The sequence below is a fragment of the Peptoniphilus sp. HMSC062D09 genome, from assembly GCF_001811425.1.
Taxonomy (GTDB): Bacteria; Bacillota; Clostridia; order Tissierellales; family Peptoniphilaceae; genus Peptoniphilus_A.
On the sequence record NZ_KV804709.1, the window covers coordinates 11,856 to 22,782 of the forward strand.

A 10,927-nucleotide genomic window follows, 5' to 3' on the forward strand; every position below is an offset into this window, starting at 1 on the left:
ATATCAGCTGCCTGGTCCATTGGCGACGACACCTTGCAGAAAAAAGCTCAGGGCTATGTGAGACCAGAGTCCTTCACTCATGGATCCAGCGAAGAGAGAACTCGCTGGTTTAAAAAAGGTTACGAAGCAGGCGACCTTTCAGCTTGGGATACTTTTTCTGCGAAAAATTTATAAAATTTAAGAAAGCAAAAAGACTGAGGATTAATTTTCCCCAGTCTTATTTTTTAGCTCTATAATATCTTTCGGGGAGTAAATCTCTAAATGAAAAGAGAGACTCGAGTTAACGAGTCTCTTCAATATTTGACATAGAGTCATTTTTATTCATATTTCTTATTGGACAAATAATTATGATATATTAGTAATTGTATTTTCCCAACATGTAATCATAAACAATTTTGGAAATTTTTGAAATAGCTTCTATTCCTTCATAATCTTCTGATAGTTTTTGGCTATATACCGCTACAACATATCTTTCTCCTTTTGGAAGAATGAATATCCCAACATCATGTTGAGTTTTCCATAAATCACCAGTTTTATTAGCTACCATTACCTTGCCTTCATCTGGAAGTTCATTTGTAGCATTGGCATCATATGATGTCACAGCAGGTATAAAATTAGGTAGTTTTTGTCTAAATTGTTGAGTTTTTAATATTTTAATAATAAGTTCTGATGATTTTTTTGAAACACATTTACCTTCAGCGATTAATGTTAGAAGTGTTCCCAAGTCTTTAGCAGTAGTAAAATTATCCAAGCCTTCATTTAATGATTTTAAATCAAGCATTTTACGCTGAAATTTTGTATTATTTAATCCAATACTTTGATTAAATTCATTAATCTTGCCAAATCCTCCGACTATATCTATAAGCTGATTTGTTGCAATATTGTCACTAACAACTAAAGCTAAATTTATGAGATTTAATATTGTTGGTTTAAAACTTTTGTCTAAATTTCTTATAACCCCTGTTCCACCAACTCTATTTTCAAGTTTGATATCTACTTTATCATTGATATCAAATTTGCCTTCTTCATACTCTTTTAAAACTAGAGCAACAAGTGGAATTTTTATTGTGCTAGCGGCACAAAAAATAAGATTTTCATTTATCATGACTTTGTTGTGATCTTGTATATCTTCAAAATAAACTCCAAATTCACCTTCTACATTATTTAATAAAGAACTAATCTTTTCATTTAACATTTTTAAACTCCTATAAAAAGGTTCTTTTAAACTGAATATTAATCAAAAATATCGTCATTAACTTCTACACCAAGACCAGGTTTTTCTGGAACAGTTAAACATCCATCAACTAAGTCATATTTTTCTTTTATAATATCATTTTTATGAAGAATATTTCCTAAATAAAGATCGTTAGGAATGTCAACATATTTTGAACTTGCGACAAAATGCAAACTAGCTGCTGCTCCTAACCCAACTTCAAGATTACTTCCAGCTGTAGCATGTAATCCATTAGCTTCTAAATAGTTAGCAATTTTTTTTGCTTGTGATAAACCACCAACTTTTCCAACCTTTATGTTGGCAATGTCACAAGCATCGTTGTTTACGACATTTACTACATCATGAAAGTTAGAAATGGATTCATCTGCCATTATAGGGGTATCTAATCTTTCCCTCAACATTTTTAACCCTTTAATGTCGGATCTTTTTACTGGTTGTTCAATACTTTCTAAGTGAAATTCTTCCAATTTTTTAAAAGTTGTTAAAGCTGTTCTATAATCATAACCTTGGTTAGCATCCAATCTAATTGGGAATCCATATCCCAGTTCTTCTCTAACTTTAGTTAAAAGTTCGATATCTCTTTCAGGGGAAATACCAACTTTAATTTTAATAACTTTATATCCTTCAGATAATCTTTCTTTTGCTTCTTCAATAGAACCCTTTAAGTCTTGCATTCCAACAACCCAGCTGAGTTCTATCTTATCCCTGTATTTTCCACCAAGTAATTTATAAACTGGTACATTTAAAGTTTTACCCATAAGGTCATATAAAGCCATGTCTATCGCTGATTTAGCAGCATAATTCCCATATATTGCCGAATCTAATTTGTCGTGAATATTATCTATATTAAAAATATTTTCTCCTATAATAGATGGTCCTAAGTATCTATTTATTGCTAGCTCCATTGTATATCCAGTTTCTCCCATAAAAGCTGGTGAAGGAGAGGCTTCTCCATATCCTACAACACCATCTTCTGTCATAATTTTTACAATACAGTGGGGTCTAGTGCTTTGTTCATATAATGATATTTTCCAACTTTTTTTAAGTTCAAGTTCTACAACTTTTACTTGAAAATCTTTTATAATGTTTTTCAAAAAAAACCTCCTTTTTATTCAAAATATTTTTCTGCTACCTTTGCGAACAAGTATGAACCCATCCATAAGTTTTCTTCGTCAATATCAAAAGTATCAGAATGTAGTGGCTCATGATTGCCATCAACACCAAACCAAATAAATGAACCTTTATATTTTTTTAAATAGTAACTAAAATCTTCTGCAATTGTTGAAATCTCACAATCTTCATTAACTTTATCTTCACCAAAACAATCTTTGGCAACAGTTTTTATAAATTCAGTAGCTGTTTTATCATTAACAACAACAGGATAACCCCTCTTATATATCAATTCACACTGGCATCCATGCTCGATTTCTTTAGATTTAAGAATTAGGTTTAGTTTGTTTTCGATATAGTCTCTAACATTTTCGTCAAATGTTCTGACTGTTCCTTCCAATTCACAATAATTAGCTAGTATGTTATATCTGGTACCACCAGTAATTTTACCAACTGTAATAACAGCAGGATTTAGTGTGTCTATATTTCTGCTAATAACTGATTGAATTTCTTGAACAATTTGAGAACCAATTAATATAGAATCTACTCCAAGATGAGGTTTAGCAGCATGCGAACTTTCACCATGAATTTTTATATAAAAATGATCAGAAGATGCCATTGTCGGTCCACTCATTATTCCAAAAGTTCCACCCTTAATAAAAGGCCACATGTGAAGGCCAAATATATAGTCTAAATCGCCTATTTTATTGGATTCAAGAACCCCCTGGGAGCCACCTTTGGGTGATGCTTCTTCGGCAGGTTGAAATATTAATTTTACCTCTCCATCAATATTATCTTCATGATCTTTTAATATCTTTGATAAACCTAGTAATATTGTAGTATGAGCATCATGTCCACAAGCATGCATTATACCATTGTTTTTTGATTTGTACTCATAATCATTTTTTTCCGTTAAAGGCAAAGCATCCATATCTGCTCTAAATCCTATTGTTTTATTTCTTTTCTTACTTCCTATGGAAGCTATAATAGCATTATTATAAAAATTAGATTCATATTTTATTCCCCAATTATCTAAATATTCTTTTATTTTTATTGAAGTTCTATTTTCTTCATAAGATAATTCTGGGTACATATGAAAATCTCTTCTTATTTCTACTAATTTATTATTAAAATTTTTAACATCATTTTTATTAATGTTTATTTTATTCATCTTTTCCTAAAACACCTTCTGTTTTTATTAATTCATGATAACTTGTAGGTCTTCTATGATTGAAAACATGAATTAAATCTCTAGGCTCCTCTATCTCTTTCAAATCAATTTCACCATAAATAATTTCTTGTTGGTCTGTACCTTCTGCAACAATTTTTCCCCAAGGATCAATTATTATAGAGTGACCGCAGTATGTTCCCATAGGACTTTCTCCTACTCTATTACAAGCAACTACAAACAATTGATTTTCAATAGCTCTTGCCCTCAATAAAGTTCTCCAATGATCTACTCTAGGATTTGGGAAGTCTGAAACTACGAAAATTGCTTCTGCTCCTTTTAATGCATAGGTTTTTGCTAATTCGCAAAATCTAATATCATAGCAAATCATTAATCCTATTTTGCCAAATTCAGTTTCTATTAAATCAGTTTTTTCACCATGTTTATAAGCTACATCTTCATCCATGTCAGAATATAAGTGCATTTTGCTGTAATCTCCGACAATTTCACCTTCTCGATTAATAACATAAGTCGTATTATAATTATCTCCATTAACTTTTACACTTATTGATCCTCCAACTATCCATACTTTATATTCTTTAGCTTTTTCTCTAAGAAAAGTTAAAGATGGACCATCAAAACACTCAACATGTTTCTCAATTTCATGAAACATTTTATCCGAAAAGCCGCTTGCCCAGTCTTCAGGTAATAATAAAATGTCAGGTTTATTTTCGACTTTCATCGCTTTTTCAATTAGTTTTTCCACATTCTTATAATTTTTTTCTGGTTCTAAAAAATGTATATTAGTTTGTAATAATGCTATCTTCATAAATTAATACCTCCATTTTTTACATTTTTGAATACAATAACGCTCTAACAAATACATAAATGAATGTTATTATGGTTAAAACCCATCCATTTTTCAACATGGCTTTAATATCCTTAGATCTTGCTAATCCCATTTGACCTACCATATCCACAGTAGGAGTTACAAAGAAAGTTATTTGACATGAAACTAATATTACTAAAGCCCAAATAGGCATTTGAACATTAAATAACATAGCTGTAGGGAAAAATATATCATGGGTCATTTTTGCTTGTGCTATACCTGCTCCTGATACTGCAAATACTCCTATTGCTGTAGTAATCATTAAGAAAGCTACCACTCCACCTTTATCTATAAGAGGTTGCATATATCCTGCTAATGCATCAAATGCTCCTGATTCTGCAACATAGTTTAAAAAAGGATCAAATAATACAAACATGAAAAACATCCAGAACATTTTAGAAGCACCTCGAACCATTGTAGTAAGGCCTTCTCCAAATCCTAAATTACCAGCTATAGCAGTTGTTAATGAGCAAACGATCATAACTAATATTGCATATGATGCCCCTGCCTTCATAATTATTCCATAAGTAAGCATTGCTACCATAGTTAACACAAATACCAATGTTGCTCTTTTGATAATAGGTGTTGGCGTAAAATCATCTTTTAAAGCATCTTCTTTAGAATATTGAAATTTTCCTTCTGTTAATTTTTGGGTTCTAATAGCCATAAAAAGTGTTGAACCCCAAACAATAATCGCTAAAGGTATTCCTGCTGATTTCATATATTGGGTATATGACAATCCTGTTAATCCCATAATAGTAACTACTGGTGGAACAAATGGTCCTATGTATAGTCCTGTTGCACCTGCTCCATGAAGAATAACTCCCAATGTATTAGGCGTAATTCCTAGACTAGCAACTATTGGTATAAGTATAGGTGCAATTATTGCATTAGCACCTGATAAAGTACCTAACATACTAACTAATAAAGTAGAAATAACCATAGAGATTATTATTGCTGCTTTTTGTGATTTAATATTAAACCTATTTACTACAGTGTAAACTATATTTTGTGCTACACTTGTCCTAGTCAAAACTTCGCCTAACCCTGCTCCTAAAACTATAATAAAACCTATTAAGGATAGGAAGGAACTTAGAGATCCTTTCAAAGTTTCAGCAAAAGCTAAAGGGGTTTGTTTCGTCAAAATGGCTCCTAGAACTACACAAACAAGAACTGAAACATTCATATCTTTTCCACGCAACATTAATATTATATATAATACTAATGGCAACAAACCTAAGATAGGCGGCAAATTAAAAATCATTACAAAAATCTCCTTTCCATTTTATTTATCTTCAATAACATCTAAATATAAGCCTAAACTGTTAGATATTTCGTTATGTTGATTGTAAAACTTAATACTTCTTTCGCTATTTAAATTTGCAAAATACAGAACTAAAGCATTTATAACTACAATAGTTGATATAATTGTAAATGTTTTGGAACTATTTCTAGCTTCTAAAACTATATCTGAATATTTAGATAATGGAGAAATTTTAGAATCTGTAATAGAAACAACTTTAGAATTTTGCTTTTTAAAATATTTTAGTATTTCGTAAGTAAACTTTGTATATTTTGAATAACTAATTGCAATTAAAATATCGTTTTCATCAGAACCATTTAATTTAAAAGAAATGTCATCATTCGAATTTTCTAACAAAAAAACATTATTTGAAAACTCTCTAAGCATATAGTATAAAAATAAAGCTGATGACTTAGATGTTCTAGAACCCAAAATAAAAATATTTTTTGAAGAATTTAATAATTTTGATGCCTCCTTTAATTTTTCTTCCAATTCTTTACTATACAAAACATTAAGAGTATCTAAGCTGTTTGATAATTCACTAAATAAAAATTTTTCATCTTCCTTTTGTAAATTGCTCTTTATTTCTTCAAAAGACAAATGATTTTTTTTTGTAAATTGTTCAAAATCTTTTTGAAATAAATTAAAATTCTTATAACCTAAGATTTTTGAAAATCTACTTATCGTAGCTTCACTAACACCTATTTCTTCCTTTAATTCATTTAGATTTCTTAGTGGTATTAAATCATAGTTTTTTAGAATATATTTTGCTATTTTTTTGTTTGATCTAGAAAAAGAATTATAATTTTCTTTTATTTTGTCTAAAACATTTTCCCCCAAAATTTAACCTCCTAACAATTTATCTTTATACCAGTATATGAAAGTTTTTTTTTTAATTGTCAATCGTTTTTGCAAAAATTTTTTCATTTTGTTTATTATGGTACAGCAAATATATAGTATATTATTATATAAAAAGGCTCTATAATATCTGTTGGGGAGTAAATCTCTAACATATATTTTTATAAAATTGGGCAAATTCGCAAGACGCCTAGTGGTTTTGTTTGCTATACTTTTTTTTAGTTATTTTAGTTTTGATATTCTATTAGCATCTAAGTATTGATTTTTAAATGAAAATAGAGACTCGAGTTAACGAGTCTCCCCAATATTTGACATAGAGCCATTTTTTTCTGTTCTTATTTTTATAATTTCAAGAATAAATAAAATTATTATTCCAATAAAAAATCCAAGTGGGCTAAAGGTATCTCTAGTAAGTGGTGCATTTCCACCTATAGTTGTTGGACCCATGACTATGGCATAAAGAGAGCCCACCATCATGCCGATGATGAGATAGATCATCTTGTCCCTGGTCCTCCTCATCCTATCTCTTATGACTCGAATGGACATAAAAATTCCAAATAATATGCCAAGAGACATGACAAAAAGTGGCAAAATTTTTTCGAAATTAAAGCGAAGGACTTCCCCCACAGCTTCCACAACTGGTATGTAAACTCCAGCTATTAGTAAAATAGATGAGCCAGATATGCCAGGTAGGACCATGACAGAAATTGCCAGAGCCCCTGCCAAGAATAAATAAAAATACTCAAAAATATTGGGCTCTATTAAGTCAAAATTTCCAATGAGCCTGCTCTTGCCACGAAAATAAACTAAGAGGGCAACTACAAGAATTCCAATAAAAATAAAATAAAAATCTTCCTTGTGGTCCCTTAAAATTTCCCTTTCGCTATTAATAACAAAGGGCAGAGACATAGTCGTCAGTCCCAAAAAAACTGATGACATAAAATAAATTTCACTTTGAAATAATTCTGACAGGAAAAAAATACTCAAAAGGAGTCCAAAGACCCAGCCCAGACCAAGCTTTAGGAGATAAAAAAAGGCGGGCTTTCTCTTATTTTTCTCTCCCTCAAAAAAGAGGTGGAGAGCTTCTATAAATTTATCATAAAATCCAAGTATGAAGGCAATAGTGCCGCCGCTCACTCCAGGAACGGAGTCGGCAAGAGCCATAATCATGCCGTGAAATATATCAATTAACATAAATCCTCCAGTCCTTTTATGATAACACTTAATTTTTAAAAATAATAAAATCCTGGAAAATTTTACAAATATTTAATAATTTTTATTATTAGTAAATTTTTTATATTTTGTGGCAATATACTATAATGAAATCAATTAAAATATATTTATATCTTCTAGAGAAAACTATTTAAGCTTAATTCCAAAAAGGAGGAAAAATGAATTACAAAAAAATTATCGAGGACTTAGTTTGTGCAGCACTTGGCGTTATACTTGTAACTTGGACAAAGGATCCTTTTTTAAGTTTTTTTATCTTTTTAATCCTCATTGTCCTTTACAAATTAATTAGAGCTTATTTTTCTAAATAATCTAACTTTCTACATAAAAAATCCACTACATTAAGTAGTGGAAAATTATATAACTTATAAGGCTTCTCTGTCTTCTCCTATTTCATCATAAATGCCTTCGATATTATCTAAGTAAATATCAGAAAGTCTTGCAATATAGTTTGGTCCCACTATAACAGCTGCAATTGCTGCAACTATTAGGGCAATAAAGGATACTGTCAAAATCTCTGGCATAGACTTTGCAGGAATTATCATGACAAGTGCCACAATCGAAGAAATAATTGTAACCTTAAATATTTTTACGCCCATGATAAAAGTTTCAGAAAATAACTTAAAGCCTGCCTTTGTAATAAGTTTTAAGCAAGTAAAAAAGGGAAGGTCCCTATATCTCTCATCAGCCATGACAAAATTTGAATAGGCAAAAATAAGTGAAAGAAATACTGTTACTAAAATAAATAAAAGTGAAGCTAATAAAATCCCTCTCATGCCAGCATCAGTTAATACAGCCCCAGTTCCTGATGTTAGAGCTGAAAATAAAAGTGCAACAGAATTTATTAGACCAATTAAAATATTCATCAAGAAGACTTTTCCCGTAATTGTCTTTATTCCTCTAAAATATTCACTGAAGCTTCCTTCTCTATTATATAAAAGACCTCTACAGATTATGTAATTAATGATCCAAGCAAATATCGTTCCAATTACAGCAAGATTGCCGTCATAAATATTTTCAAAAACTCCCGCTATAATTCCACTTAAAATCATTAAAAGGATAACTGAACCGTAATTAAATTTTCTCATTGTGACCTCCTATCTATGTCTGTTTTTATTTTAACACAAAAGATATTTTTAAAAAACTTATTTATATTAGGCCTTGCTTTGGGTATATAAATAAAAAAATAAAATAAAGGAGGAAGTATGAAAAATATAAGTATAAATGAACCTGTGGCAAGTCTTGTGGAAAAATATCCTGACTTAAAAAATATCTTAAAGGATATTGGTTTTAGTGAAATTACAAATCCCTTGGCACTTTCTAGTGTCGGAAAAATTGTTTCAATAAAAAAGGGAGCTGGAATAAAAAATATTGACCTCGACATAATTAGGGAAAAATTGCAGGAAGGGGGCTTTAATCTCATTGAAGACCAAGATCCTCAAGATAATCCTTCAGATGAAGGCAAGAGGCTTGAGCTTTTAAAGTCCTATATTGAAAGAGTTTCCAAGGGCGAGGACCTGGAGGCTGTTAGAAGTGACTTTGTTAAAAATTTTAAGGATGTTTCTTCAAATGAAATTGTTGCGGCGGAAGAAAGCCTAATAAAAAGTGGTCTTCCCCTTGAAAAGGTTCAAAAACTTTGCGACATCCACTCTGCCCTCTTCCACGAAAGCAATATTATAGACGAGAGCCAAAAGGACCTTGAAAAAATCCCTGGCCATCCCCTAAATATTTTAAGCTTAGAAAATAAAAAAATTAAGTCCTTGGCTGATGGGGTTAAGGAAGGTGAAGACAAGCTAAAAAGGATAAGTGACCTTTTAAAAATAAATTCTCACTATGGAAAAAAGGCTGGACTCATCTACCCTCTTTTGAAGACAAAGTACAAGATAAGTGGTCCAAGTGATGTAATGTGGGCTGTTGATGACGAGATAAGAAGGGACCTATCAAAGATTATTAAGGCAAATTCTTATAACCCAGAGGACCTCAATAAAATTTTAGACAGGGTTTATGAAATGATTTATAAGGAAGAAAGTATCCTATTCCCACTTTTAAAGGAAAACTTCACAGAGGAAGAGTGGAATAAAATCTATGGCGACCTTGGGGAGTATGGACTAGACCTAGTGGGTGAGCTTCCTCTTTGGAAGGACTACAAGCCTAAAGAAATTTCCCCAAAAGAAAAAATTTCTTCTGGAAGTCTAGACTTTGAAACTGGAAGTTTAAAGCTAAATGAGGCCATGCAAATCCTAAGGACCCTTGATGCCGAGCTTACCTTTATAGATAAGGATGACTTGGTTAGATTTTATTCTGAGGGGGAAGACAAGATTTTCCCTAGGCCTAAGTCCTGTTTAAATAGGGATGTAACTTCTTGCCACCCTCCAAAGGTTGTGCCAATGGTTAAGTCCTTGCTTGATGATTTTAAAAACAAGAGGAAGGACCGTCTGGTGGTGTGCAGGAATATTAAGGGTAAGAAAATTCTTGTTAAGTATCTTGCAGTCTATGAGGATGGGGAATATATAGGCACCCTAGAAACAGTTGAAGACATAAGCCAATACTAAGGAGATTAAAAAAAGCCACTATCAAAGTGACTTTTTATTTTTATAAATCTTCTTCAACTGTATGGGAATAAATCCTCTCATTGTTTTCTTCATAAACATCAGCTAGGCTTGCATGAAATCTTGGTGTTAATAGGAAAAAGGCGATAGCAGCAATTCCACCAAATATAAATGTAAAAATAAGCCCTGCTGGACTTTTAAGAGATAAAATTCCTGTGACAAGGGCTATGGCTCCTGTCAGCAAGGAAATCTTATAGACTCTCACTCCTGCCATAAAACTTTCCTTAAATAATTTTAAACCTGTCCTTAAAATGAGCATAAAAGTGTCAAAAAATGGAAGGTCCCTGTATCTCTCGTCTGCCATAAAAAAGTTCACGTAGGCAAAAAGAAGAGATAAAAGAATTGTTATTAGTATAATTAAAACTATTGCCACTATTAAAACCCTTGTATTATTTATTGCAAAAGGCGTAAATAAAAATCCTGCTCCTGATATAAGTAGGGCAAACATAAGTAGGATAACAGTTATAACTCCCACTAAGATGTTCATCAAAAAGACCTTGCCTGTCATAGTTTTTATTCCCATAAA

At 31.4% G+C, this 10,927-nt stretch carries 12 protein-coding genes; 3 read left to right on the plus strand and 9 right to left on the minus strand.

The features are described from left to right. A complete protein-coding gene (locus HMPREF2801_RS09460) occupies positions 1-174 on the plus strand; it encodes a neutral zinc metallopeptidase (RefSeq protein ID WP_246829979.1) in 174 nt (57 codons plus the stop codon). 181 nt (positions 175-355) lie between these two features. Here the strand turns inward: HMPREF2801_RS09460 and HMPREF2801_RS04725 are convergent, their stop codons facing one another. From HMPREF2801_RS04725 to HMPREF2801_RS04755, 7 genes are all read right to left on the minus strand, one after another. Next, the gene (locus HMPREF2801_RS04725; RefSeq protein WP_070610845.1) at positions 356-1,195 is read right to left on the minus strand and encodes a serine hydrolase; all 840 of its coding nucleotides are present in this window, start codon (positions 1,193-1,195) and stop codon (positions 356-358) included. A 38-nt stretch (positions 1,196-1,233) separates the two neighbouring features. Beyond that, the gene (locus HMPREF2801_RS04730) at positions 1,234-2,328 is read right to left on the minus strand and encodes a mandelate racemase/muconate lactonizing enzyme family protein (RefSeq protein ID WP_070610847.1); all 1,095 of its coding nucleotides are present in this window, start codon (positions 2,326-2,328) and stop codon (positions 1,234-1,236) included. A 14-nt stretch (positions 2,329-2,342) separates the two neighbouring features. Further along, on the minus strand, positions 2,343-3,515 hold the full coding sequence (locus tag HMPREF2801_RS04735; protein WP_083303713.1) for a M20 metallopeptidase family protein: 1,173 nt from the start codon (positions 3,513-3,515) through the stop codon (positions 2,343-2,345). Then, positions 3,508-4,341, minus strand: coding sequence for a carbon-nitrogen family hydrolase (locus HMPREF2801_RS04740; RefSeq protein WP_070610849.1), 834 nt, complete (start codon positions 4,339-4,341; stop codon positions 3,508-3,510). Before HMPREF2801_RS04740 ends, HMPREF2801_RS04735 begins: the two co-directional genes overlap by 8 nt. 19 nt (positions 4,342-4,360) lie before the next feature. Continuing rightward, positions 4,361-5,665, minus strand: coding sequence for a Na+/H+ antiporter NhaC family protein (locus HMPREF2801_RS04745; RefSeq protein WP_070610850.1), 1,305 nt, complete (start codon positions 5,663-5,665; stop codon positions 4,361-4,363). A gap of 21 nt (positions 5,666-5,686) precedes the next feature. Next, a complete protein-coding gene (locus HMPREF2801_RS04750) occupies positions 5,687-6,544 on the minus strand; it encodes a MurR/RpiR family transcriptional regulator (protein ID WP_070610852.1) in 858 nt (285 codons plus the stop codon). Between the two features lie 306 nt (positions 6,545-6,850). Beyond that, on the minus strand, positions 6,851-7,756 hold the full coding sequence (locus tag HMPREF2801_RS04755) for a DUF368 domain-containing protein (protein ID WP_070610853.1): 906 nt from the start codon (positions 7,754-7,756) through the stop codon (positions 6,851-6,853). A 197-nt stretch (positions 7,757-7,953) separates the two neighbouring features. Here HMPREF2801_RS04755 and HMPREF2801_RS09305 point away from each other — a divergent pair, with 197 nt between their 5' ends. Beyond that, positions 7,954-8,103 (plus strand): hypothetical protein, encoded by a 150-nt coding sequence (locus HMPREF2801_RS09305; RefSeq protein WP_019125633.1) that lies wholly within the window; start codon positions 7,954-7,956, stop codon positions 8,101-8,103. Between the two features lie 54 nt (positions 8,104-8,157). Here the strand turns inward: HMPREF2801_RS09305 and HMPREF2801_RS04760 are convergent, their stop codons facing one another. Continuing rightward, the gene (locus HMPREF2801_RS04760; RefSeq protein ID WP_070610855.1) at positions 8,158-8,880 is read right to left on the minus strand and encodes a hypothetical protein; all 723 of its coding nucleotides are present in this window, start codon (positions 8,878-8,880) and stop codon (positions 8,158-8,160) included. Positions 8,881-8,997: 117 nt separating this feature from the next. Between HMPREF2801_RS04760 and HMPREF2801_RS04765 the strand changes: the two genes are divergently transcribed. After that, positions 8,998-10,344: a DUF438 domain-containing protein gene (locus tag HMPREF2801_RS04765; RefSeq protein ID WP_070610857.1), complete on the plus strand. Its 1,347-nt coding sequence runs from the start codon at positions 8,998-9,000 to the stop codon at positions 10,342-10,344. Positions 10,345-10,384: 40 nt separating this feature from the next. On the opposite strand, the gene HMPREF2801_RS04770 is transcribed toward HMPREF2801_RS04765, so the two are convergent. Next, the coding region (locus HMPREF2801_RS04770) for a hypothetical protein (RefSeq protein ID WP_070610859.1) at positions 10,385-10,927 on the minus strand (543 nt) is incomplete at its 5' end.